The organism is Enterobacter sp. CCUG 70166, assembly GCF_020224095.1.
In the GTDB taxonomy this organism is placed as follows: domain Bacteria; phylum Pseudomonadota; class Gammaproteobacteria; order Enterobacterales; family Enterobacteriaceae; genus Enterobacter; species Enterobacter intestinihominis.
Genome location: NZ_NRIQ01000005.1, coordinates 86,701 through 110,518, shown reverse-complemented (window position 1 = coordinate 110,518; position 23,818 = coordinate 86,701). Strand labels below are relative to the sequence as shown.

22 protein-coding genes are annotated in these 23,818 nt (G+C 55.5%); 16 read left to right on the top strand and 6 right to left on the bottom strand.

Annotated features, from left to right (window positions below; genetic code table 11):
- Nucleotides 1–5 precede the first annotated feature (5 nt).
- From mutL to rlmB, 11 genes are all read left to right on the top strand, one after another.
- Entirely contained in the window at nt 6–1,850 is a 1,845-nt protein-coding gene (mutL, locus tag CKK19_RS02945; protein WP_225455025.1) for a DNA mismatch repair endonuclease MutL, read from the top strand.
- Nucleotides 1,843–2,793 carry a tRNA (adenosine(37)-N6)-dimethylallyltransferase MiaA gene (miaA, locus tag CKK19_RS02940; RefSeq protein ID WP_063853101.1) on the top strand — a complete coding sequence of 317 codons (951 nt, stop codon included), beginning with the start codon at nt 1,843–1,845 and terminating at the stop codon, nt 2,791–2,793. Before mutL ends, miaA begins: the two co-directional genes overlap by 8 nt.
- A gap of 85 nt (nt 2,794–2,878) precedes the next feature.
- On the top strand, nt 2,879–3,190 hold the full coding sequence (hfq, locus tag CKK19_RS02935; RefSeq protein WP_006810391.1) for an RNA chaperone Hfq: 312 nt from the start codon (nt 2,879–2,881) through the stop codon (nt 3,188–3,190).
- 74 nt (nt 3,191–3,264) lie between these two features.
- Nucleotides 3,265–4,545 carry a ribosome rescue GTPase HflX gene (gene hflX, locus CKK19_RS02930; RefSeq protein WP_003855991.1) on the top strand — a complete coding sequence of 427 codons (1,281 nt, stop codon included), beginning with the start codon at nt 3,265–3,267 and terminating at the stop codon, nt 4,543–4,545.
- A 56-nt stretch (nt 4,546–4,601) separates the two neighbouring features.
- Nucleotides 4,602–5,861, top strand: a complete 1,260-nt coding sequence (gene hflK / locus CKK19_RS02925; protein WP_063853099.1) for an FtsH protease activity modulator HflK — start codon at nt 4,602–4,604, stop codon at nt 5,859–5,861.
- 2 nt (nt 5,862–5,863) lie between these two features.
- Nucleotides 5,864–6,868, top strand: coding sequence for a protease modulator HflC (gene hflC / locus CKK19_RS02920; protein WP_022646821.1), 1,005 nt, complete (start codon nt 5,864–5,866; stop codon nt 6,866–6,868).
- 71 nt (nt 6,869–6,939) lie between these two features.
- Nucleotides 6,940–7,137, top strand: coding sequence for a DUF2065 domain-containing protein (locus CKK19_RS02915; protein WP_003855996.1), 198 nt, complete (start codon nt 6,940–6,942; stop codon nt 7,135–7,137).
- Nucleotides 7,138–7,241: 104 nt separating this feature from the next.
- Complete coding sequence (locus CKK19_RS02910) at nt 7,242–8,540, top strand: adenylosuccinate synthase (RefSeq protein WP_032621775.1); 1,299 nt, start codon at nt 7,242–7,244, stop codon at nt 8,538–8,540.
- Nucleotides 8,541–8,732: 192 nt separating this feature from the next.
- Nucleotides 8,733–9,158, top strand: coding sequence for a nitric oxide-sensing transcriptional repressor NsrR (gene nsrR / locus CKK19_RS02905; RefSeq protein ID WP_003855998.1), 426 nt, complete (start codon nt 8,733–8,735; stop codon nt 9,156–9,158).
- Nucleotides 9,159–9,196: 38 nt separating this feature from the next.
- A complete protein-coding gene (rnr, locus tag CKK19_RS02900; RefSeq protein WP_032625192.1) occupies nt 9,197–11,638 on the top strand; it encodes a ribonuclease R in 2,442 nt (813 codons plus the stop codon).
- A 64-nt stretch (nt 11,639–11,702) separates the two neighbouring features.
- A complete protein-coding gene (gene rlmB / locus CKK19_RS02895) occupies nt 11,703–12,434 on the top strand; it encodes a 23S rRNA (guanosine(2251)-2'-O)-methyltransferase RlmB (RefSeq protein WP_003856001.1) in 732 nt (243 codons plus the stop codon).
- Nucleotides 12,435–12,525: 91 nt separating this feature from the next.
- Here the strand turns inward: rlmB and CKK19_RS02890 are convergent, their stop codons facing one another.
- Nucleotides 12,526–13,800, bottom strand: a complete 1,275-nt coding sequence (locus tag CKK19_RS02890) for an MFS transporter (protein WP_063853097.1) — start codon at nt 13,798–13,800, stop codon at nt 12,526–12,528.
- A gap of 195 nt (nt 13,801–13,995) precedes the next feature.
- Here CKK19_RS02890 and CKK19_RS02885 point away from each other — a divergent pair, with 195 nt between their 5' ends.
- Nucleotides 13,996–15,618 (top strand): isovaleryl-CoA dehydrogenase, encoded by a 1,623-nt coding sequence (locus CKK19_RS02885; RefSeq protein ID WP_063853095.1) that lies wholly within the window; start codon nt 13,996–13,998, stop codon nt 15,616–15,618.
- On the opposite strand, the gene CKK19_RS02880 is transcribed toward CKK19_RS02885, so the two are convergent.
- The 3 genes from CKK19_RS02880 to bsmA all read right to left on the bottom strand — a co-directional run bounded on the left by CKK19_RS02880 (nt 15,615) and on the right by bsmA (nt 18,470).
- A complete protein-coding gene (locus CKK19_RS02880) occupies nt 15,615–17,543 on the bottom strand; it encodes a methyl-accepting chemotaxis protein (protein WP_063853093.1) in 1,929 nt (642 codons plus the stop codon). The two genes, CKK19_RS02885 and CKK19_RS02880, sit on opposite strands and share 4 nt — an antisense overlap.
- A 173-nt stretch (nt 17,544–17,716) precedes the next feature.
- Entirely contained in the window at nt 17,717–17,992 is a 276-nt protein-coding gene (gene yjfN, locus CKK19_RS02875) for a DUF1471 family protease activator YjfN (RefSeq protein ID WP_003856009.1), read from the bottom strand.
- A gap of 148 nt (nt 17,993–18,140) precedes the next feature.
- Complete coding sequence (bsmA, locus tag CKK19_RS02870; RefSeq protein ID WP_003856011.1) at nt 18,141–18,470, bottom strand: biofilm peroxide resistance protein BsmA; 330 nt, start codon at nt 18,468–18,470, stop codon at nt 18,141–18,143.
- 137 nt (nt 18,471–18,607) lie between these two features.
- On the opposite strand from bsmA, the gene yjfP reads away from it, so the two are divergent.
- Complete coding sequence (gene yjfP, locus CKK19_RS02865) at nt 18,608–19,330, top strand: esterase (RefSeq protein ID WP_023299141.1); 723 nt, start codon at nt 18,608–18,610, stop codon at nt 19,328–19,330.
- On the opposite strand, the gene ulaR is transcribed toward yjfP, so the two are convergent.
- Entirely contained in the window at nt 19,327–20,082 is a 756-nt protein-coding gene (gene ulaR / locus CKK19_RS02860) for an HTH-type transcriptional regulator UlaR (protein ID WP_003856014.1), read from the bottom strand. The two genes, yjfP and ulaR, sit on opposite strands and share 4 nt — an antisense overlap.
- Before the next feature lie 110 nt (nt 20,083–20,192).
- Nucleotides 20,193–21,257: an L-ascorbate 6-phosphate lactonase gene (gene ulaG / locus CKK19_RS02855; RefSeq protein WP_023299142.1), complete on the bottom strand. Its 1,065-nt coding sequence runs from the start codon at nt 21,255–21,257 to the stop codon at nt 20,193–20,195.
- 359 nt (nt 21,258–21,616) lie between these two features.
- Between ulaG and ulaA the strand changes: the two genes are divergently transcribed.
- From ulaA to ulaC, 3 genes are read left to right on the top strand one after another with little or no spacing between them, the layout of a single operon-like run.
- A complete protein-coding gene (gene ulaA, locus CKK19_RS02850) occupies nt 21,617–23,017 on the top strand; it encodes a PTS ascorbate transporter subunit IIC (RefSeq protein WP_022646831.1) in 1,401 nt (466 codons plus the stop codon).
- 12 nt (nt 23,018–23,029) lie between these two features.
- Nucleotides 23,030–23,335 (top strand): PTS ascorbate transporter subunit IIB, encoded by a 306-nt coding sequence (gene ulaB, locus CKK19_RS02845; protein ID WP_003856022.1) that lies wholly within the window; start codon nt 23,030–23,032, stop codon nt 23,333–23,335.
- 9 nt (nt 23,336–23,344) lie between these two features.
- Complete coding sequence (gene ulaC / locus CKK19_RS02840) at nt 23,345–23,812, top strand: PTS ascorbate transporter subunit IIA (protein WP_063853091.1); 468 nt, start codon at nt 23,345–23,347, stop codon at nt 23,810–23,812.
- Nucleotides 23,813–23,818 lie beyond the last annotated feature (6 nt).

The window sequence follows — 23,818 nt, the reverse complement described above, 5'->3', positions numbered from 1 at the left end:
AGTTCATGCCGATTCAGGTTCTACCGCCGCAGCTCGCGAACCAAATCGCCGCCGGTGAGGTGGTGGAACGCCCTGCATCGGTGGTAAAAGAGCTGGTGGAAAACAGCCTCGATGCAGGGGCGACCCGCATTGATATCGATATTGAACGCGGGGGCGCAAAGCTTATCCGCATTCGTGATAACGGCTGTGGCATCAAAAAGGACGAGCTGGCGCTGGCGCTGGCGCGTCATGCCACCAGTAAAATTGCGTCACTTGACGATCTGGAAGCGATTATCAGCCTGGGTTTTCGCGGCGAAGCGCTGGCCAGTATCAGCTCCGTTTCCCGCTTAACGTTGACCTCCCGCACGGCCGACCAGCAGGAAGCCTGGCAGGCCTACGCCGAAGGGCGCGATATGGACGTCACGGTTAAACCAGCGGCGCACCCGGTAGGCACCACGCTTGAAGTGCTAGATCTTTTCTATAACACGCCCGCCCGGCGCAAGTTTATGCGAACCGAGAAGACCGAATTCGGACATATCGACGAGATCATCCGCCGCATCGCGCTGGCACGCTTTGATGTCACTCTTAACCTCAGTCATAACGGTAAGGTGATGCGTCAGTACCGGGCAGTGGCGGAAGGCGGGCAAAAGGAGCGTCGGCTGGGCGCCATCTGCGGCACGCCGTTCCTGGAAAAAGCGCTAGCCATTGAGTGGCAGCATGGCGATTTGGCCCTGCGCGGCTGGGTTGCCGATCCGAACGCCAGTAGCGCCGCGTTTGCTGAGATTCAGTACTGCTACGTCAACGGTCGCATGATGCGCGACCGCCTGATTAACCACGCCATTCGCCAGGCCTGTGAAGATAAGCTCGGCGCCGATCAACAGCCCGCCTTTGTGCTTTATCTGGAGATCGACCCGCATCAGGTTGACGTTAACGTGCACCCCGCCAAGCACGAGGTGCGTTTCCACCAGTCGCGTCTGGTGCATGATTTTATCTATCAGGGCGTCGTTAGCGTTTTGCAGAAGCAGGCTGAGCCAACGCTGCTGCTGGAAAACGACGTTCCTGCACCGCGATCGCTGCCAGAAAATCGCGTGGCGGCCGGACGTAACCATTTCGCTGAACCCGCAGTCGCGCGCGAACCAGTGGCTCCGCGTTTTTCGTCAGCGGGAAGCGCACCGCGCCCGACGGGCGCCAACTACCCAAATGCCCAGCCGGGGTATCAAAAGCAGCAAGGGGCGTTATACCGTAAATTGCTGGACACCCCAGCCGTGGAACGGAAAGAACATATTGAGGTATCCCCGTCTTCCCTTGACGGACATAGCCAGAGTTTTGGCCGGGTATTGACGATTGTCGCCCCGGACATGGCACTGCTTGAACGCGAGGGGAAATTGATGCTGCTGGCGTTGCCGGTAGCGGAACGCTGGCTTAAACAGGCGCAACTGACGCCAGGGGAAAACGCCGCCTGTGCTCAGCCGTTACTGATCCCGGTTCGGTTGAAAATAAACCATGAAGAAACAGGGGTTTTGCAGCGTGCCCAGGCGCTTCTTGCCGAAATGGGGATTGAAATCGTACTGGACGCGCAGCATGTGACAATTCGCGCAGTGCCTTTACCCTTACGCCAACAAAATTTACAAAACTTGATTCCTGAACTGATAGGCTACCTGGCGCAACAAACGACGTTTGATGCCGCCGATACCGCGCAGTGGATCGCCCGCCATCTGGCCAGCGAACATTCGCCGTGGAGTATGGCGCAGGCGATTACCGTTCTGGCAGATGTGGAACGCCTCTGTCCACAGCTGGTGAAAGCGCCGCCAGGTGGTATGTTACAACCTGTTGATTTAAAAACGGCGATGACCGCCCTGAAACATGACTGATGTAAGTAAGGCGAGCCTGCCAAAGGCGATTTTTTTAATGGGGCCAACGGCCTCCGGTAAAACGGCGTTAGCCATTGAGTTACGTAAAGTTTTGCCAGTAGAGTTGATTAGCGTTGATTCAGCCCTCATTTACCGAGGAATGGACATCGGCACGGCGAAGCCCAACGCAGACGAACTACGTTCGGCACCGCACCGTTTACTGGATATTCTCGACCCGGCACAGGCTTACTCCGCAGCAGATTTTCGCCGCGACGCCTTAGCTGAGATGGCCGAGATTACCGCCGCGGGACGCATACCGCTGTTAGTTGGCGGCACGATGCTCTACTTTAAGGCGCTGCTGGAGGGGTTATCGCCTCTGCCATCGGCCGATCCGGAAGTGAGAGCGAAGATTGAGCGGCAGGCGGCAGAGCAGGGGTGGGACGTTTTGCACAGGCAACTGGAAGAGATTGATCCGGTTGCCGCAGCGCGGATCCACCCAAACGATCCGCAAAGGCTTTCCCGGGCACTGGAAGTTTTTTTCATTTCGGGTAAAACTTTAACGGAACTGACGCAAACGTCAGGAGACGCTCTGCCGTATCAGGTGCATCAGTTCGCCATCGCCCCGGCGAGCCGTGAACTGCTCCATCAACGAATTGAGCAGCGTTTTCATCAGATGTTGGCTTCAGATTTTGAAGCAGAAGTGCGGGCGCTTTTTGCCCGTGGAGATTTGCATACGGACATGCCTTCCATTCGTTGTGTGGGATACCGCCAGATGTGGTCGTATCTTGAAGGCGAGATTTCATACGATGAAATGGTTTATCGAGGTGTTTGCGCCACGAGACAGTTAGCGAAGCGCCAGATCACCTGGTTGCGCGGTTGGGAGGGGGTTCACTGGTTAGACAGTGAAAAACCACAACAGGCGTTAAACGAAGTGATTGAGGTTATTGGTGATATCGCTGACTGAATGTGTACAATTAAGCCGTATCGTGCGCAATTTTTCAGAATCGCAAGGTTCTAAGTACAAAACAAGCATATAAGGAAAAGATAGAATGGCTAAGGGGCAATCTTTACAAGATCCGTTCCTGAACGCATTGCGTCGGGAGCGTGTTCCAGTTTCTATTTATTTGGTGAATGGTATTAAGCTGCAAGGTCAGATTGAGTCTTTCGATCAGTTCGTGATCCTGTTGAAAAACACGGTCAGCCAGATGGTCTATAAGCACGCGATTTCTACTGTTGTTCCGTCCCGTCCGGTATCTCATCACAGCAATAACGCTGGCGGCGGCACTGGCAGTAACTACCATCATGGCAGCAACGCGCAGGGTTCATCTGCTCCTGCGCAGGACAGCGAAGAAACCGAATAAGGTTTTGGGCTGTTTTCCACACGGGGAGCCAGGGATCCTGCGTTCCCCGCTGATCTTTTTAGAGAGGTTTACGCTTGTTTGACCGTTATGACGCCGGTGAGCAGGCGGTGCTGGTACACATCTATTTTTCGCAAGACAAAGATATGGAAGACCTCCAGGAGTTTGAATCTCTGGTCTCTTCCGCCGGTGTCGAAGCAATGCAGGTGATTACCGGTAGCCGTAAAGCGCCGCACCCGAAGTACTTTGTTGGTGAAGGTAAAGCAGTTGAAATTGCGGATGCCGTAAAAGCAACCGGCGCATCAGTCGTGCTGTTTGATCATGCGCTGTCTCCGGCTCAGGAACGTAACCTGGAAGCTCTCTGCGAATGTCGTGTTATCGATCGCACGGGGTTGATCTTAGATATTTTTGCTCAGCGTGCGCGTACCCACGAGGGTAAGTTGCAGGTTGAGCTGGCGCAGTTGCGCCATCTGGCGACGCGTCTGGTGCGTGGCTGGACACACCTTGAAAGACAAAAAGGCGGGATTGGTTTACGTGGCCCGGGTGAAACCCAGCTCGAAACCGACCGTCGTTTGCTGCGTGGCCGTATAACCCAGATCCTTTCTCGTCTGGAGCGTGTCGAGAAACAGCGCGAACAGGGGCGTCGGGCGCGAACCAAAGCCGACATCCCAACGGTGTCGCTGGTGGGCTATACCAACGCCGGTAAATCCACCCTGTTTAACCAGATAACCGAGGCCCAGGTGTATGCCGCAGACCAGCTGTTTGCGACCCTGGATCCTACGCTGCGCCGTATTGACGTCGCAGACGTCGGTGAAACGGTACTGGCGGATACCGTAGGGTTTATCCGCCATCTGCCGCACGATCTGGTGGCGGCGTTTAAAGCGACGTTGCAGGAGACGCGTCAGGCGACCCTGCTGCTGCACGTGATTGATGCGGCTGACGTACGCGTGCAGGAAAACATCGACGCGGTGAATGTGGTGCTCGAAGAGATTGACGCCCACGAAATTCCCACCCTGTTGGTGATGAACAAGATCGATATGCTGGACGATTTCGAACCGCGTATTGACCGAGATGAAGAGAACAAACCAATTCGGGTCTGGCTATCTGCTCAGGCCGGGATTGGTGTGCCACTGCTTTTCCAGGCTTTGACAGAACGTCTTTCCGGTGAGGTAGCTCAGCACACGCTGCGACTGCCGCCACAGGAAGGCAGGCTGCGTAGCCGGTTTTATCAGCTTCAGGCGATAGAAAAAGAGTGGATGGAGGATGACGGCAGCGTGGGGATGCAGGTGCGTATGCCGATCGTTGACTGGCGTCGCCTCTGTAAACAAGAACCTGCGCTGGCGGACTATATCGTCTGATCAGAAAGGGGAAGCCTGAAAAATTCGCCCTTGCATAACAAATATGGAGCATATACATGGCGTGGAATCAGCCCGGTAATAACGGACAAGACCGCGACCCGTGGGGAAGCAGCAATAATCAAGGCGGCAACTCTGGGGGAAATGGCAACAAAGGTGGTCGCGAGCAGGGGCCGCCGGATCTGGATGATATCTTCCGCAAACTGAGCAAAAAGCTTGGTGGCCTTGGCGGAGGAAAATGTTCTGGCTCGGGTGGCAACTCCACTCAGAGTCCGCGCCCGCCTATGGGTGGCCGCGTAGTAAGCATTGTGGCCGCGGCGGTAGTCATCATCTGGGCAGCCAGCGGGTTCTACACCATTAAAGAAGCAGAGCGCGGCGTGGTAACCCGTTTCGGTAAGTTCAGCCATCTGGTTGAGCCGGGCCTGAACTGGAAACCGACCTTCATTGATAACGTGACCGCAGTGAACGTGGAGTCCGTCCGTGAACTGGCGGCGTCTGGCGTGATGTTGACCTCTGACGAAAACGTGGTGCGCGTTGAGATGAACGTCCAGTACCGCGTGACCGATCCTGAGCGTTATCTGTTTAGCGTGACCAGCGCGGATGACAGCCTGCGTCAGGCGACCGACAGCGCCCTGCGTGGCGTGATCGGTAAATACACCATGGACCGTATCCTGACCGAAGGTCGTACCGTTATTCGTAGCGATACCCAGCGCGAGCTGGAAGAGACCATCCGTCCGTACAACATGGGTATCACCCTGCTGGACGTCAACTTCCAGGCTGCACGTCCGCCGGAAGAGGTGAAAGCGGCGTTTGACGATGCGATTGCCGCGCGTGAAAACGAACAGCAGTACATCCGTGAAGCGGAAGCGTACACCAACGAAGTTCAGCCGCGTGCAAACGGTCAGGCGCAGCGTATTCTGGAAGAAGCGCGCGCGTATAAGACCCAGACCATCCTGGAAGCACAGGGTGAAGTGGCTCGCTTCGCGAAGATCCTGCCGGAATATAAAGCCGCGCCGGAAATTACCCGTGAGCGTCTCTATATCGAGACCATGGAAAAAGTGCTGAGCCATACGCGTAAAGTGCTGGTTAACGACAACAAAGGCGGAAACCTGATGGTCCTGCCGCTGGATCAGATGCTTAAAGGCGGTTCTGCACCGGCAGCAAAAGACAACAGCGGAGCCAACAACCTGCTGCGTCTGCCGCCAGCCTCGTCTGGTAGCTCCAGCGCGAACACAACGCCTTCTTCGAACGATGGTGACATTATGGACCAACGCCGTGCTAACGCGCAGCGTAACGACTACCAGCGTCAGGGGGAATAAGGATGCGTAAGTCAGTTATTGCGATCATCATCATCGCACTGGTCGTGCTCTACACCTCCATCTTTGTGGTGAAAGAGGGCGAACGTGGGATCAAGTTCCAGTTTAGCAGCGTCGTGCGTGACGGCGACAAGCGTCCGGTGATCTACGAGCCGGGTCTGCACTTCAAGGTGCCTTTCATTCAGTCAGTCAAAACGCTCGACGCACGTATCCAGACCATGGATAACCAGGCCGACCGTTTCGTGACTAAAGAGAAGAAAGACCTGATCGTTGATTCCTACATCAAATGGCGCATCAGCGACTTCAGCCGCTACTTCCTGGCAACCGGCGGTGGTGACGTTTCTCAGGCAGAAGTGCTGCTGAAACGTAAGTTTTCTGACCGTCTGCGTTCTGAAATTGGTCGTCTGGATGTAAAAGACATCGTGACCGACTCCCGAGGTCGTCTGACCCTGGAAGTGCGTGATGCATTGAACTCAGGTACAGCGGGTACCGAAGACGAAGTGGAAACACCGGCAGCGGATGACGCGATTGCCAAAGCAGCTGAACGCGTTCAGGCTGAAACCAACGGTAAAGTACCGGTGATCAACCCGAACAGTATGGCTGCACTGGGTATCGAAGTGGTTGACGTGCGTATCAAGCAGATCAACCTGCCAGCGGAGGTGTCCGAGGCGATCTACAACCGTATGCGCGCCGAGCGTGAAGCGGTAGCCCGTCGTCACCGTTCACAGGGTCAGGAAGAGGCCGAGAAACTGCGTGCCGCAGCGGACTACGAAGTGACCAAGACGCTGGCGGAATCTGAGCGTCAGGGCCGTATCCTGCGTGGTGAAGGCGATGCCGAAGCCGCGAAGCTGTTTGCCGATGCCTTCAGCCAGGATCCCGACTTCTACGCCTTTATCCGTAGCCTGCGTGCTTACGAGAATAGCTTCCAGAGCAACCAGGATGTGATGGTACTCAGCCCGGACAGCGATTTCTTCCGTTATATGAAGACGCCGACTAACGCAACGCGATAAACTCAGGCTCGTTTGAGTATTCAAACCACCGCTCTTCACGGAGCGGTGGTTTTCTTTTATAAGGATGAAAAATGAATTCAACGATCTGGCTCGCACTGGCTTTAGTTTTGGTGCTGGAAGGCCTCGGCCCGATGCTCTATCCACGCGCATGGCGACGGATGATCGCGACCATGAGCCAACTTCCGGACAATATTTTGCGTCGTTTTGGTGGTGGACTTGTGGTTGCCGGTATCGTTATCTACTACATGTTGAGGAAAACGATTGGCTGATCAAAAACTAACCGCAATCGGCATATTTTAGGGTCAAAAAGTGCTGTATATCTGAAAAAGCGATGGTAGAATCCATTTTTAAGCAAACGGTGATTTTGAAAAAAATGGGTAACAACGTCGTCGTACTGGGCACCCAATGGGGTGACGAAGGTAAAGGGAAGATTGTCGATCTTCTGACTGAACGGGCTAAATATGTTGTACGCTACCAGGGCGGTCACAACGCAGGCCATACTCTCGTAATCAACGGTGAAAAAACCGTCCTCCATCTTATTCCATCAGGCATTCTTCGCGAAAACGTCACCAGCATCATCGGTAACGGCGTTGTGCTGTCTCCAGCTGCGCTGATGAAAGAGATGAAAGGTCTGGAAGACCGTGGTATCCCTGTTCGTGAGCGTCTGCTGCTCTCCGAAGCCTGCCCGCTGATCCTGGACTATCATGTGGCGCTGGACGTGGCGCGTGAAAAAGCGCGTGGCGCGAAAGCGATCGGCACTACCGGTCGTGGCATCGGCCCGGCATACGAAGATAAAGTGGCTCGTCGCGGTCTGCGCGTGGGCGACCTCTTCGACAAAGCGACCTTCGCTGAAAAACTGAAAGAAGTGATGGAATATCACAACTTCCAGCTGGTGAATTTCTATAAAGCCGAAGCCGTTGACTACCAGAAAGTGCTGGATGACGTCATGGCGATTGCTGACATTCTGACCGGCATGGTTGTTGATGTGTCCGATCTGCTGGACCAGGCGCGCAAGCGTGGCGATTTCGTCATGTTTGAAGGTGCGCAGGGTACCCTGCTGGACATCGACCACGGTACCTATCCGTACGTAACGTCCTCTAACACCACCGCGGGTGGCGTGGCAACCGGCTCCGGCCTGGGCCCACGTTATGTGGATTACGTTCTGGGCATCATCAAAGCGTACTCCACTCGCGTGGGTGCAGGTCCATTCCCGACCGAGCTGTTTGATGAAACCGGCGAGTTCCTCTGCAAGCAAGGTAACGAGTTTGGCGCAACCACCGGTCGTCGTCGTCGTACCGGCTGGCTGGACGCCGTTGCCGTGCGTCGTGCTGTGCAGATCAACTCCCTGTCTGGCTTCTGCCTGACCAAGCTGGACGTACTGGACGGCCTGAAAGAAGTGAAAATCTGCGTGGGCTACCGTCTGCCAGATGGTCGCGAAGTGACTACCACTCCGCTGGCCGCTGACGACTGGGAAGGCATTGAGCCAATCTACGAAACCATGCCGGGCTGGTCTGAGACCACCTTCGGTGTGAAAGAACGTAGTGGCCTGCCAAAAGCTGCGCTGGACTACATTAAGCGTATTGAAGAACTGACCGAAGTGCCGATCGATATTATTTCTACCGGCCCGGATCGTACTGAAACGATGATCCTGCGCGACCCGTTCGACGCATAATCTTCGTGACTGCTGGCCTGCGGGGAAACCCGTAGGCCGGATAAGCGCAGCGCCATCCGGCGACCGCTCCTGGATCTCCGCTTTTTCGCCCCGTCTGTCAAATAAATTAGCCGCTAACTATCTGGCTGGTTTATCATCATTAATGAATATCTCTGCGGTTTGACCGCGTTTTCCCTTTTTCCTGAGGTTGATGTGCAGTTAACAAGTTTCACCGATTACGGCTTACGCGCGCTGATTTACATGGCGTCGTTACCCGATGGGAAGATGACCAGCATCTCTGAAGTCACAGAGGTGTACGGTGTGTCCCGTAATCATATGGTCAAAATAATCAATCAACTTAGTCGTGCCGGATACGTTGCTGCCGTCCGCGGGAAGAATGGAGGGATCCGTCTCGGTAAACCGGCACAGAGTATCCGTATCGGCGATGTGGTACGTGAACTGGAGCCGCTATCTCTGGTGAACTGTAGCAGCGCGTTTTGCCACATTACGCCCGCTTGCCGCCTGAAGCAGGCGCTTTCAAAGGCCGTGCAAAGTTTTCTCAAGGAACTGGATAACTACACGCTGGCCGATTTGGTTGAAGAGAATCAACCGCTTTATAAATTATTGCTGGTGGAATGAAGAAAATTTCCACCGGAGCTGACAACGGAGGAACCGACATGTCACAAGATCCTTTCCAGGAACGCGAAGCCGAAAAATACGCGAATCCTATCCCCAGCCGCGAGTTCATCATTGAACACTTAACAAAACGCGAAAAACCCGCCAATCGTGAAGAACTTGCCGTTGAATTAAACATTGAGGGTGAAGAGCAAATTGAAGCCCTTCGCCGCCGCCTGCGCGCCATGGAGCGCGACGGCCAGCTGGTCTTTACTCGTCGCCAGTGCTACGCGCTGCCAGAACGCCTCGATCTGCTGAAAGGCACCGTTATTGGTCATCGCGATGGCTTCGGCTTCCTGCGCGTGGAAGGCCGTAAAGACGACCTGTACCTCTCATCCGAACAGATGAAGATGTGTATTCACGGCGACCAGATCCTGGCGCAGCCGCTGGGTGCAGATCGTAAAGGCCGCCGCGAAGCGCGCGTGGTCCGCGTGCTGGTGCCGAAAACCAGCCAGATTGTAGGCCGTTACTTTACCGATGCGGGCGTAGGCTTTGTGGTGCCGGACGATAGCCGTCTGAGCTTCGACATTCTCATCCCGCCTGAAGAGGTGATGGGCGCACGCATGGGCTTTGTGGTAGTGGTTGAACTTACCCAGCGCCCGACCCGCCGTACCAAAGCGGTAGGTAAAATCGTCGAAGTGCTGGGCGATAACATGGGCACCGGCATGGCCGTTGATATGGCGCTGCGCACCCATGAAATTCCTTACGTCTGGCCGAAAGCGGTTGAAGACCAGATCGAAAACCTGCGTGAAGAAGTGCCGGAAGAGTCCAAAGCAGGCCGCGTGGATCTGCGCGATCTGCCGCTGGTCACCATTGATGGTGAAGACGCCCGCGACTTCGATGATGCCGTGTACTGTGAGAAAAAACGCGGTGGTGGCTGGCGTCTGTGGGTGGCTATCGCGGATGTGAGTTATTACGTACGTCCACACACGCCGCTGGATAACGAAGCGCGCAGCCGCGGTACGTCGGTCTACTTCCCGTCGCAGGTTGTACCGATGCTGCCAGAAGTGCTCTCGAACGGCCTGTGTTCCCTCAACCCGCAGGTGGACCGCCTGTGTATGGTCTGCGAAATGACCATCTCCAGCAAGGGACGTCTGACGGGCTATAAGTTCTACGAAGCGGTGATGAGTTCTCATGCGCGCCTGACCTATACCAAGGTCTGGCATATGTTGCAGGGCGATCAGGATCTTCGCGAACAGTACGCGCCGCTGGTCAAACACATCGAAGAGCTGCACAACCTCTACAAAACGCTGGATCAGGCGCGCGAAGAGCGCGGTGGGATCTCGTTTGAGAGTGAAGAAGCGAAATTCATCTTTAACGCTGAGCGTCGTATCGAGCGAATCGAGCAGACTCAGCGTAACGATGCGCACAAGCTGATTGAAGAGTGTATGATCCTGGCGAACATCTCGGCGGCACGTTTCGTTGAGAAAGCCAAAGAGCCTGCGCTGTTCCGTATTCACGATAAGCCAACCACGGAAGCCGTAACCTCGTTCCGTTCCGTGCTGGCCGAACTCGGCCTGGAACTGCCTGGCGGCAATAAGCCTGAGCCACGCGATTATGCCGAGCTGCTGGAATCCATCAGCGATCGTCCTGACGCGGAAATGCTGCAAACCATGCTGCTGCGTTCCATGAAGCAGGCGATTTACGATCCGGAAAACCGGGGCCACTTTGGTCTGGCGTTACAGTCGTATGCGCACTTTACCTCGCCGATTCGCCGTTATCCGGATCTGTCCCTGCACCGTGCGATCAAGTATCTGCTGGCGCACGAGCAGGGTCATAAAGGCAACACGACCGAAACCGGAGGGTATCACTACTCCATGGACGAGATGCTGCAACTGGGCCAGCATTGTTCCATGACCGAGCGTCGTGCGGATGAAGCGACGCGCGACGTGGCGGACTGGCTGAAGTGTGACTTTATGCTGGATCAGGTGGGTAACGTCTTTAAAGGCGTGATTGCCAGCGTCACCGGCTTTGGCTTCTTCGTACGTCTGGATGAGCTGTTTATCGACGGTCTGGTGCACGTTTCCAGCCTTGATAACGATTACTACCGCTTCGACCAGGTCGGACAACGTCTGATCGGTGAATCCGGCGGTCAGACCTACCGTCTGGGCGATCGGGTGGAAGTGAAGGTTGAAGCCGTGAATATGGACGACCGTAAAATCGACTTCAGCCTCATCTCCAGCGAACGGGCTCCGCGTAACGTCGGGAAAACCGAGCGTGAGAAAGCGAAAAAAGGCGGCAACGGTAAAGCGGGCGGCAAGCGACGTCAGGCAGGTAAAAGAGTAAACTTTGAGCCAGACAGCGCCTTCCGTGGCGAGAAGCAGCAGAAGCCCAAGGCGGCGAAAAAAGACGCTCGTAAAGCGAAAAAACCGTCGACCAAGACCCAAAAAATAGCGGCCGCAACCAAAGCGAAGCGCGCGGCGAAGAAACAGCAGGCGGAGTAATTTCCCCTCACCCTGACCCTCTCCCCAACGGGGAGAGGGAAAATATTTATTACGAGAACCATCAATGAGTGAAATGATTTACGGCATCCACGCGGTGCAGGCCCTGCTGGAGCGCGCGCCGGAGCGTTTTCAGGAAGTTTTTATTCTGAAAGGGCGTGAAGACAAACGTCTGATGCCGCTGATCCACGCGCTGGAAGCGCAGGGCGTCGTGATCCAGCTGGCGAACCGCCAGTATCTGGATGAGAAAAGCGAAGGTGCTGTACACCAGGGCATTATCGCGCGCGTGAAGCCGGGCCGTCAGTATCAGGAGAACGATCTGCCGGATCTGATCGCTGAGCTGGATAACCCGTTCTTCCTGATCCTCGATGGCGTAACCGACCCGCACAACCTGGGCGCGTGCCTGCGTAGCGCCGATGCAGCAGGCGTGCATGCGGTGATTGTGCCAAGAGATCGTTCCGCGCAGCTTAACGCTACCGCTAAAAAAGTTGCCTGTGGCGCAGCGGAAAACGTTCCGCTGATCCGCGTGACTAACCTGGCGCGCACCATGCGTCTGTTGCAGGAAGAGAATATCTGGATCGTCGGCACAGCCGGTGAAGCGGATCACACCCTGTATCAGAGCAAAATGACCGGCCGTATGGCGCTGGTGATGGGGGCAGAAGGTGAAGGCATGCGTCGCCTGACCCGCGAGCACTGCGATGAGCTGATCAGCATCCCGATGGCGGGCAGCGTATCGTCCCTGAACGTTTCTGTTGCGACGGGTATCTGCCTGTTTGAAGCGGTGCGTCAGCGCGGGTAGCCTGTTGTGCCGGGTGGCGGCTTCGCCTTACCCGGCCTACAAAAGCATGGTACCGTAGGCCCGGTAAGCGCAGCGCCACCGGGCAACAATCTCACTCCTCTAACGACCGTAAATGGTCATCCTTCCTCAACGTCATCAGCGCGAAAATACTCACCACCGCCGTTGCCATCACGTAGTAGGCCGGAATATCCAGATTGCCCGTCTCTTTAATCAGCCCGGTAATGATCAGCCCCGCACAGCCCGAGAAGATCGCATTCGACAGAGAATAGGCCAGCCCCAGCCCGGTATAACGCACGCGCGTCGGGAACATCTCAGACAGCATTGCCGGCCCCGGCCCTGCCAGCATCCCAACCAAACCCCCCGCAATCAACACCACAATCGCTTTGACAGCCAACGTGCTGGACTCCGCCTGCAAAATTTTCAGCAGCGGCAGGGCGAGGATCAGCAGGAGCACGGTGGCGATAATCATCACCGTCCGCCGCCCGATCCTGTCGCTCAGTATGCCCGACGGAATGATCGTGAGCGCAAACCCAATGTTAGAAATCACCGCAATCAGCAGCGCCTGGTTAAAACCGGTGTGCAGCGCAGATTGCAGATAGGTCGGCATAATCACCAGATAGGTATAACCCGCCGCAGACCAGACCATCACGCGACCAATGCCCATCAGAATGGTTTTGAACGTGGCGGCGGTGCTGGCCTGAGTAACAACCGGTTTTTCCCGTTGCTGCACAAAGCTCGGTGTTTCTTCCATGCTTACCCGCAACCATAGCGCGACCGCACCCATCGGCAACGCCAGGAAGAACGGAATGCGCCAGCCCCAGTCGTGCAAGGCTTCAGGGGAGAGAAGGGTAGAGAGCAACGCGACAATGCCTGCGCCTGCTAACAGCCCGAGCGCCACGGTGAAGGACTGCCATGCCCCGTAAAGACCGCGCTTGCCGCGCGGGGCGAACTCCGTCATCAACGAGACCGCGCCGCCATACTCACCGCCCGCGAACAGTCCTTGCAGAATACGCAGGAGTGTAACGATCAGCGGCGCGGCAATCCCGATACTGGCGTAGACCGGCACAATACCGATGGCAGCGGTGGCGAGCGTCATCAATACCAGCACAATAATCAGCGTCGGTTTACGGCCAATCCTGTCGCCAATGCGGCCAAAGACCACCGCACCCAGCGGGCGGAAGAAGAAAGCGATGGCGAATGAGGCCCAGGTGAGGATCAGGCTGGTGAGCTCCGCTTCCCCCTCAAGCTGGAAGAAGTTTCTGGCAATCACCGTTGCCAGAAAACCATAGACCGCAAATTCATACCACTCGATGAAATTACCGATGGAGCCTGCAATTAATGCACGCTTGTGCGCATCCTGTTGCATAACGATCCTCACAAAAACGGGGTAAGAATAAATTATTCAGCATTAGTGAAGTAATGAAATAGTTTATTCTTATGTTCTGTGAGCTATTTCATGAATGATATCAACATGATCGTCATCGTGTGACCCCCCTCCCATGCAGCGTGCATGCCCTCTGTCCATACTTATCTTTATTGCCAATGAAAGGAGGGAGACAGCATGCACTGGCAGACACATACCGTTTTTAATCAACCTGCACCGCTATCGAACAGCAACCTTTTTCTCTCTGATTGCGCCCTGCGCGATGCGGTAGCGCGCGAAGGGGCTGAGTGGGATGTGGATCTTCTTGCCAGCATCGGCCAGCAGTTGGGTACGGCAGAGTCGCTGGAGCTGGGCAGACTGGCGAACGTTAATCCGCCGGAGCTGCTGCGTTATGACGCCACGGGAGCGAGGCTGGATGACGTCCGCTTTCATCCGGCATGGCATCTTCTGATGCAGGGGCTTTGCGCCAACCGGGTGCACAACCTGGCGTGGGAGGAGGAGGCGCGGAAAGGATCGTTCGTCGCCAGGGCCGCGCGTTTCGTACTTCATGCTCAGGTGGAGGCGGGAACGCTTTGCCCGGTGACCATGACCTTTGCGGCCACGCCGCTGTTGCAACAGTCGCTGCCCAAACCGTTTCATGAGTGGTTAACGCCGCTGATGAGCGATCGCTACGACCCCCATCTTGCGCCGGGGGCGCAAAAGCGCGGCCTGCTGATCGGCATGGGGATGACGGAAAAGCAGGGCGGTTCGGACGTACTCAGTAATACTACCAAAGCAGAGAAATGCAGCGATGGCAGTTACCGGCTGGTGGGGCACAAATGGTTTTTCTCCGTGCCGCAGAGCGATGCGCATCTGGTGCTGGCGCAGGCGAAGGGCGGGTTGTCCTGCTTTTTTGTCCCGCGTTTCTTACCCGACGGGCAACGTAATGCCGTGCGCCTTGAGCGTCTGAAGGACAAGCTCGGCAACCGCTCAAATGCCAGCAGTGAGGCTGAATTTCTTGATGCTTCCGGCTGGCTGCTGGGCGAAGAGGGGGAAGGCGTCCGGCAAATTCTGAAGATGGGCGGGCTGACGCGCTTTGACTGCGCGCTGGGCAGTCACGGACTGATGCGCCGTGCGCTCTCGGTGGCGCTTTATCATGCCCATCAGCGGCAGACCTTCGGCAAAAATCTGATCGACCAGCCGTTAATGCGCGACGTGCTAAGCCGTATGGCGCTGGTGCTGGAGGGACACACGGCACTGCTGTTCCGACTTGCCCGGGCGTGGGACAACCGCAACGACCCGCAGGAAGCCGCATGGGCGCGGCTTTTCACTCCGGCGGCAAAATACAGCGTCTGCAAAGCGGGTATACCGTTTGTGGCAGAGGCAATGGAGGTGCTGGGCGGTGCAGGCTATTGCGAAGAGAGTGAGCTTCCGCGGTTGTACCGTGAAATGCCCGTCAACAGCATCTGGGAAGGCTCTGGCAATATTATGTGCCTGGATGTACTGCGCGTGCTGGCGAAGCAGCCGGGCATTCTCGACCTGCTCGCCGATGATTTCGCGCAGGTCAAAGGTCAGGACAGGCACTTCGATCGCAGCTGGCGTCAGCTACAGCAGAAGCTGCGGAAACCGCAGGAAGCGCAGGGCAGGGAGATCGCGCAGCAGCTCTTTTTACTCGGGGCCGGAAGTCAAATACTGCGGCACGCATCGCCGCCCGTGGCGCAGGCGTGGTGCCGCATGATGCTGGATACCCGGGGCGGCACGCTGATGAGCGAGCAGGTGCAAAACGACCTGCTGCTGCGCGCCACGGGCCGGGTCGGTTAAGCCTTCAGCTGGAACAGGCTCACCAGCCGGGTGAGATGTGAACCCTTCTCGCGCAGCGTCTGTGCTGTCTGCTCGCTGCGTGAGATGCGATCGGCATTGATGTGCGATGCCTCACCGATGTGCGTCATCGCCAGATTCACCTGGCCAATTCCCGCCGACTGCTCGCGGGAGGCGTGGTTGATCTCGGTGACAAGCTGGCTGATGTTATCGATATGAACAATGATGGCATCCATTGCCAGACGCGTCTGCTCAGACAACGCATGGCCTTCGCTCACCTTGATCAGCGTGTCGCCAATCAGCTGTTCAATCTCTTTTACCGCGTTGGCGCTGCGTGCGGCCAGGGCGCGTACCTCTTGTGCCACCACTGCGAAACCTTTCCCGTGCTCGCCCGCCCGCGCCGCTTCAACCGCCGCATTGAGCGCCAGGATATTGGTCTGGAAAGCGATGGACTCAATCACGCGGGTGATGTCTTCAATGCGTTTCGATGCATCGCGAATATCATCCATGGTGGAGACTGCGTGGGTCACCGTCTCTCCACCCTGATGCACCGCGCGCGAGGTTTCACCCACCAGCTGCTGCGTTTGCTCCATGTTGGCGGCATTTTGCTGCACGGTGGCGGCTAATTGCTCCATGCTGGCGGAGGTCTCCTCAACGCTGCTGGCCTGCTTGTTGATCTGTTCAGAGATCTCGCCGGTGTCTGAAGCCAGCGCGTTAGTCCCCAGATGGATCTCGCTTGCGGCCTCGCGGACCTGCAACACAATTTTTTGCAGGCCTTCCCCGATCCCGTTGATGGCGTCAATCAGCTGGCCGACTTCATCCTGGCGGGTAACCGGCAGGCTGGCGCGCAGATCGCCTGCGGCATACTGCCGGGCAAGCGCGATCACCTCGCGCAGTGGGCGGGTTAGCATCCGGCGAATGAGGATAACGAACAGGCCCGCGAAGAGTGCGGATAGCACCACGCCCGCCATCAGGAAGCGATCGCGCAGTGTGGTGACGCTTGAAAGCAGTACGGCTTTATCCACTTCACCCACGATGGTCCAGTTCCAGCCTGGCAGCGGCGTGTAGGCAACTTTGAGCGTACGGCCATCCGCGCTCACGCGTTCCAGCGTGCCGGCTTTATCACTCAGAAGCTGCTGCTGTGTCGCCGTGTCCCAGTTAGGCAGTTTGCCCTCTTCGCTGGCATGGAACAGATACTGTCCGCGCGTTTTGCCGCTGCTGCGATCCAGTACAAAGAAGTGGCCGCTCTCGCCCAGACGACGGTTAAGGATTTTCTCGCGCATGACGTTCCACGAATGGGTGATGTCCACGCCGACAAAGATAATCCCGATAACCTGCCCTTCCGCATTCTTAACAGGCTGGTACTGCGTGATATAGCGCTTGCCGAACAGCAGCGCGAGGCCACGATAGACCTCCCCTTTAGTGACGGCGGCAAATGCCGGGCTGGTGGTATCAAGAACGGTTCCGATCGCGCGGTCACCATTCTCTTTGCGCAGCGACGTCGCCACGCGGACAAAATCGTTACCGCTGCGGACAAACAGCGTCGAGATGGCTCCCGTTCGGCTCAGGAAGTCATCAGAAAGCGTATTGTTTTCATGCAACTCCGTTTCGCCGCCTTTCAGCAAAGGAACGGTAAGCCCGTTTATGGTCCGGCTCTGGCTACTGTCGCTGTTCAATGGCTGTGGCAAAAAGGTGGTGAACAGACGGGTATAGCTTTCAACCTCTTCGCTCAGGCTGGTGTTGAACATCTCTACCATATCCACCATGCCGGTGGACTGGTTATGCAGGTCTTCAACCGCAAGATCTTCAAGCTGCTGGCTGGCGTTGTGGCTCAACAGGAAAGTGAACAGCAAAAAAAGCGTAGCGACACTTACACCTGTTAGCAGCGATAGCTTCGTGCCCAGTCCTGCCCGGCGGAAAAAGGTGATCTTAAATTGCTCATTATTGAAAAGTGATGGCTGTTCAACGGCAGAGCGGAGAGAACGTTTATCTGTTTAATGTAACTGAATGTTACGCGTTTGTTTTTATTGGGTTTCGGGAGAGATAAAAAATTTGCAAAAGTGAAAAGCCACTAAAATTAAGTGGCTTTTATCGGAGGGGATTATGCATAAAGAATAGCCTGCACGCGCCAGTGATTAACATGGTGATCTTCCTGCATCTGGACGATACGATACCAGGATGCGCCCTGTTCATCCGCCTTCAGGGCGACGACACGTTCAACGTCTTGCGGACTCCCCGTGATATTATTGACGGAGATCTGACCAATCTCATTCAGGCCCGTGACGCAATCCGCGCTGGCAAATTCAGCCGACTGCGCCGTGGTGCTCAGCAGGCCCGCTGAAAGCAATAGCGTCGTTAAAGCAAGGGTTCGTTTCATCGTCAGCTCCTTTTCACGTGTCTCCGGTATCCGCCGGGCAATCCTTCGCGAATAAACTCATTTCCATTGTTGCTGGCATGGAGTTTATTGTGGACAGGAAAATGTCTACGGACGCAAAGCAGTGTAAAGGTCGTTCAAATGATGATGCTCACTTACGGTACAAAATGCCTTGTGCATACCACTGTCCCGTAATAATGGTTTCATCAATCATCGTGATGACGTAATAATCTGCTTTTGCGGCAACGGCCTGTGCTTCAATTGCGTCTTCTGCATCATCCGGTGAACCGCGAACCATCGCGGATACGGTTCCCAGGCGTTGTAATCCTTCCGTCTGATTACGACGAATTTCCTGAGGATGATCGGTAACCGGCGGTGCCGGTTCTGGCGTACCCTGCAATACGGAACATCCGCTGAGCAGTGAGACCAGCAATAAAGCGGTAAGCCTGCGCATAAACCTGTCTCTTTTCCTGATAGCCATAGTGTAGTGGTCTGCGAATTTAGTTTTGGGGGAATGTTCCCGAAGTGTTATCTGGGACGTAGATTTCGAATGAAAATATCGTGAAACCGTAATCCAGCTCTCAACATTATGAATCATTCATCAGCACAGGATCGACAATGATTGAAATTGAAACTCGCCTGCTTAGTGAGCATGAAATCATCCATGCTTTTCCGGCTGGTAAAGGTGAACAGCCGCTGCCGACGGTAGTTTTCTATCATGGTTTTCTCTCCTCAAAGCTGGTCTACAGCTATTTTGCCGTCGCGCTGGCGCAGGCCGGTTTCCGGGTGGTCATGCCTGATGCGCCGAATCATGGGGCACGCTTTACGGGCGATGAACAGGCGCGGCTGGGGCTGTTCTGGCAAACGCTGCACGGCAATCTGACCGAGTTCGCCGGGCTGCGTGACGCGCTTTTACAGGCCGGGCTGGTGGAGGGGAAACGGCTGGCGGTCGCAGGCGCATCAATGGGCGGAATGACGGCGCTGGGGATCATGGCCAGGCATCCGGAGGTGACGTCCGTGGCTTGCCTGATGGGATCGGGCTACTTTATGTCACTGGCAAAGACGCTGTTCCCGCCGCAGGCACCTCAGGAGATTGAGGCCCTGTTGTCTGAATGGGACGTCAGCCATGCGCTTTCGCAGCTGGCCGATCGTCCTCTGCTGCTGTGGCATGGGGATGCCGACGACGTCGTACCGCCCGGTGAAACGTTCCGTCTGCAACAGGCGCTACAGCGTGAAGGGCTGGACAGCAATCTGACCTGCCTGTGGGGTGCCGGTGTCCGGCACCGTATTACTCCGGCTGCGCTGGAAGCCACCGTGGAGTTTTTCCGTCAGCACCTTTAAACGCGCAGCACCGTGACACCCTGATCCTCGAGCTTGCTGAGGATCTCGGGGTTGGCGTTTTTGCCGGTGATCACCATGCTGATTTGCTCGGCGCGGCTGAAAAGCATGCCGGCGCGTTCACCGACCTTGCTGCTGTCGACCAGCACCACCAGTTTACCCACCACGTTGAGCATGTTCTGCTCTGCCATTGCGGTGAGCATATCGGTTTTATACAGGCCATCCGCCGTCAGGCCTTTGCCGCTGGTAAACATCCAGTGCCCGGCGTAGAGGCTGTTTTCACTGTCCTGCGGGCTAAGGGTTATGGACTGGCTCTTGTTATACTGACCGCCCATGATCACCACGCTTTCATGTTCCTGGTCAATGAGATAGTTGGCCAGCGGCAGATAGTTGGTAATGATTTGCACCGGCTTGCCGCACATCTCACGGCCCAGTAAAAACGCTGTCGAACCGCAGTTGATCACCACGCTCTCACCGGGATTCACCAGCTGTGATGCCGCTCTGGCAATCCGCACCTTTTCATCGTGATTCTGCGCCTGGTGAATATTCATCGGAGTCCAGCGTGGACGCTGCTGGCTGATGGCCTCTGCGCCGTTGCGGACTTTTTTCAGCTTGCCGCTTTCATCCAGCTTGTTAATGTCCCGCCGCGCGGTAGCAGGGGAGATCCCTAAACGTTCGATCACTTTCTCGACGGTGATAAACCCTGTTTGCGCCAGGAGTTCCAGTAAAATTTGATGCCGTTGCGCTTCCGTCATGAGCTATTCCGAAAAGAATTGATTTGAAAAGATGATATTTGAAATAGCATGAAATTACTAAATTAAATATGACATCGCCAGACACTGTGTCTGGCGATTGGGCTGCACAATCAGAGGAAGGACTTGAACGGCAGGTCTGGCTCAATGGTGAAGCAATCATCAAAACCACGCGGGTAGTGGTACTCGAGATTGTCTTTATCCAGCGGCCAGGTGAACTTGCCGCCAACCTGCCAGATGAACGGCTTGAAACCATACTTGAGTCGGTCTTTTTTCATCTCCCACAGGACGCGGATCTCTTGCGGATCGGCCTGGAAGTTTGACCAGATATCGTGGTGGAAGGGGATCACCACTTTGGTGTTCAGCGCTTCGGCCATGCGCAGCATGTCCGCGCTGGTCATTTTGTCGGTAATCCCGCGCGGGTTTTCACCGTAAGAGCCAAGCGCCACGTCAATCTGGTGCTCGTTACCGTGCTTCGCGTAGTAGTTGGAGTAGTGAGAGTCACCGCTGTGATACAGGGAACCGCCAGGCGTTTTGAACAGGTAGTTCACTGCGCGCTCGTCCATCCCGTCTGGCAGTACGCCTGCGGCTTTCTGGTCGGCAGGCAGGGTGATCAGCGCGGTGCGATCAAAGGCATCCAGCGCGTGAATTTCAACGTCTTTGATTTTCACCACGTCGCCCGGCTTCATCACAATGCAGCGCTCTTTTGGCACGCCCCAGCCAATCCACAAATCCACGCAGGTCTGCGGCCCGATAAAGGGTACGTCGTCCGCGCAGTTTTGCATTACCGCTGCCGCCACGTTCACGTCGATATGATCGTTGTGATCGTGGGTAGAGAGAACGGCGTCGATCTGGCGAATGGCGAAAGGATCAAGCACAAAAGGCGTGGTGCGCAGGTTCGGCTGGAGCTTTTCAACGCCGGCCATACGCTGCATCTGGTGGCCTTTTTTCATCAGTGGATTGCCGTGGCTCTGTTTGCCGGTGCCGCACCAGAAATCGACACAAATGTTGGCGCCGCCTTCTGATTTCAGCCAGATCCCGGTGCATCCAAGCCACCACATCGCAAATGTGCCAGGAGCAACCTGTTCCTGCTCGATCTCTTCGTTCAGCCAGCTACCCCACTCCGGAAAGGTACTCAAAATCCATGATTCACGGGTGATGGTTTTCACTTTACTCATCGTTTGACTCCTGGTTTTAATCAAAAGTAATCATGCTGTGACTTGTTGTGATTAATGCTGGCACTGTTTGAATCGATTTGCAATGGCTGATTTGCGGAAAATTCCCCTCGCCACATCACAGAAAATACACCACGTCGTTGTTAAGATAACCGCTACATATAATTAATATATTGAAAATTAAGAATTTATTTATCTTTCTGGATCGGTAGTGAAAATCATTACTAACTCCATGGAAATAAATTGCGTGATCCGTCACAAATAATCAAATGCAATCTTGTGGTGATTATTTGTGATTAATAGAGTGATGACACCAACCACACAGGGATTGCTCCTCGTGTTCTCATTTTCTGGAGAGAGTTATGGAGATCCTCTACAACGTCTTTACCGTTTTCTTTAATCAGGTAATGACCAACGCCCCGCTGTTGCTGGGTATCGTGACGTGCCTGGGGTACATCCTGCTGCGCAAAAGCGTCAGCGTGATTATCAAAGGCACCATCAAAACCATCATTGGTTTTATGCTGTTGCAGGCGGGGTCTGGCATTCTGACCAGCACGTTTAAGCCGGTCGTTGCCAAAATGTCTGAGGTATATGGCATTAACGGCGCCATCTCTGACACTTACGCGTCCATGATGGCCACCATCGATCGCATGGGGGATGCGTACAGCTGGGTTGGGTATGCGGTACTGCTCGCGCTGGCGCTGAACATCATTTACGTGCTCCTGCGCCGCATCACCGGTATTCGCACCATCATGCTCACCGGGCACATCATGTTCCAGCAGGCGGGGCTGATTGCCGTTTCTCTCTATATCTTCGGCTACCCAATGTGGACCACGGTCATCTGCACGGCAGTGCTGGTCTCGCTTTACTGGGGCATCACCTCCAACATGATGTATAAGCCAACGCAGGACGTTACTGACGGCTGCGGCTTCTCCATCGGTCACCAGCAGCAGTTCGCCTCCTGGATTGCGTACAAAGTTGCACCGTACCTGGGTAAAAAAGAGGAGAGTGTTGAAGACCTCAAATTGCCTGGCTGGTTGAATATCTTCCACGACAACATCGTCTCCACGGCGATTGTGATGACCCTTTTCTTCGGTGCCATCCTGCTCTCCTTTGGCATTGACGTGGTGCAGGCGATGGCGGGTAAAACCCACTGGACGGTCTATATCCTGCAAACCGGTTTCTCCTTTGCCGTGGCCATTTTCATCATCACTCAGGGCGTGCGTATGTTCGTCGCCGAGCTGTCGGAAGCGTTCAACGGTATCTCTCAGCGCCTGATCCCTGGCGCGGTGCTGGCGATTGACTGTGCGGCTATCTATAGCTTTGCGCCAAACGCCGTCGTCTGGGGCTTTATGTGGGGCACCATCGGCCAGCTGATTGCGGTCGGCATCCTGGTGGGCTGTGGCTCCTCAATCCTGATTATTCCTGGCTTTATCCCGATGTTCTTCTCCAACGCCACTATCGGCGTGTTTGCTAACCACTTCGGCGGATGGCGCGCCGCGCTCAAGATCTGCCTGGTGATGGGCATGGTTGAAATCTTCGGGTGCGTGTGGGCGGTCAAGCTCACCGGCATGAGCGCCTGGATGGGCATGGCGGACTGGTCAATTCTGGCGCCGCCGATGATGCAGGGCTTTGCGTCCGTCGGGCTGGTCTTTATGGCCGTCATCATCCTGATTGCACTGACTTATATGTTCTTCGCTGGCCGTTCGCTGCGAGCTGAAGAAGATGCGGAAAAACAAACAGCAGAAGTTTCTGCTCACTAAGGAGTTTCGATTATGACCGTACGTATCCTGGCTGTGTGTGGCAATGGGCAAGGAAGCTCCATGATCATGAAAATGAAAGTGGACCAGTTTTTAACCCAGTCAAACATTGACCACACGGTGAACAGCTGCGCAGTGGGTGAATACAAAAGTGAACTGAACGGCGCGGACATCATCATCGCTTCAACGCACATTGCCGGCGAGATTAGCGTGTCGGGCAACAAATACGTGGTAGGCGTGCGCAACATGCTGTCGCCTGCGGATTTTGGGCCAAAACTGCTGGAAGTGATCAAAGAGCACTTCCCACAAGACGTGAAGTAAGGATGCCACATGAAACTACGTGATTCGCTGGCTGGGAATAACTCCATACTTTTACAGGCCGAAGCCAGTACCTGGCAGGAAGCGGTGAAGCTGAGCGTGGACCTGCTGGTTAAGGCGGACGTTGTCGAGCCGCGTTATTACCAGGCCATCCTGGATGGCGTGGCGCAGCACGGCCCCTATTTTGTGATTGCCCCGGGGCTGGCAATGCCGCATGGCCGCCCGGAAGAGGGTGTCAAGAAAACCGGTTTTGCGCTGGTGACGCTGAAAACCCCGCTGGTGTTCAACCACGAAGATAACGACCCGGTCGACATTCTGATCACCATGGCAGCTGTCGATGCCAACACCCACCAGGAGGTGGGCATCATGCAGATCGTTAACCTGTTTGATGACGAAGCTAATTTTGACCGTTTACGTGCCTGCCGTACCGCGCAGGACGTGCTGGATTTAATTGATAACGCCACTGCGGCGGCCGTTTAAGAGGAA

Excerpts from the sequence above, each read along its gene's own strand:
- yjfP (WP_023299141.1), top strand. The coding sequence starts at position 18,608 with ATGATTGAAATTGAAACTCGCCTGCTTAGTGAGCATGAAATCATCCAT.
- CKK19_RS02890 (WP_063853097.1), bottom strand. The coding sequence starts at position 13,800 with ATGCAACAGGATGCGCACAAGCGTGCATTAATTGCAGGCTCCATCGGT.
- CKK19_RS02915 (WP_003855996.1), top strand. The coding sequence starts at position 6,940 with ATGAATTCAACGATCTGGCTCGCACTGGCTTTAGTTTTGGTGCTGGAA.
- CKK19_RS02885 (WP_063853095.1), top strand. The coding sequence starts at position 13,996 with ATGCACTGGCAGACACATACCGTTTTTAATCAACCTGCACCGCTATCG.
- hfq (WP_006810391.1), top strand. The coding sequence starts at position 2,879 with ATGGCTAAGGGGCAATCTTTACAAGATCCGTTCCTGAACGCATTGCGT.
- yjfN (WP_003856009.1), bottom strand. The coding sequence starts at position 17,992 with ATGAAACGAACCCTTGCTTTAACGACGCTATTGCTTTCAGCGGGCCTG.
- ulaG (WP_023299142.1), bottom strand. The coding sequence starts at position 21,257 with ATGAGTAAAGTGAAAACCATCACCCGTGAATCATGGATTTTGAGTACC.
- ulaB (WP_003856022.1), top strand. The coding sequence starts at position 23,030 with ATGACCGTACGTATCCTGGCTGTGTGTGGCAATGGGCAAGGAAGCTCC.
- hflC (WP_022646821.1), top strand. The coding sequence starts at position 5,864 with ATGCGTAAGTCAGTTATTGCGATCATCATCATCGCACTGGTCGTGCTC.
- ulaA (WP_022646831.1), top strand. The coding sequence starts at position 21,617 with ATGGAGATCCTCTACAACGTCTTTACCGTTTTCTTTAATCAGGTAATG.
- rnr (WP_032625192.1), top strand. The coding sequence starts at position 9,197 with ATGTCACAAGATCCTTTCCAGGAACGCGAAGCCGAAAAATACGCGAAT.
- CKK19_RS02910 (WP_032621775.1), top strand. The coding sequence starts at position 7,242 with ATGGGTAACAACGTCGTCGTACTGGGCACCCAATGGGGTGACGAAGGT.
- hflK (WP_063853099.1), top strand. The coding sequence starts at position 4,602 with ATGGCGTGGAATCAGCCCGGTAATAACGGACAAGACCGCGACCCGTGG.
- bsmA (WP_003856011.1), bottom strand. The coding sequence starts at position 18,470 with ATGGCTATCAGGAAAAGAGACAGGTTTATGCGCAGGCTTACCGCTTTA.
- ulaC (WP_063853091.1), top strand. The coding sequence starts at position 23,345 with ATGAAACTACGTGATTCGCTGGCTGGGAATAACTCCATACTTTTACAG.
- rlmB (WP_003856001.1), top strand. The coding sequence starts at position 11,703 with ATGAGTGAAATGATTTACGGCATCCACGCGGTGCAGGCCCTGCTGGAG.
- mutL (WP_225455025.1), top strand. The coding sequence starts at position 6 with ATGCCGATTCAGGTTCTACCGCCGCAGCTCGCGAACCAAATCGCCGCC.
- miaA (WP_063853101.1), top strand. The coding sequence starts at position 1,843 with ATGACTGATGTAAGTAAGGCGAGCCTGCCAAAGGCGATTTTTTTAATG.
- ulaR (WP_003856014.1), bottom strand. The coding sequence starts at position 20,082 with ATGACGGAAGCGCAACGGCATCAAATTTTACTGGAACTCCTGGCGCAA.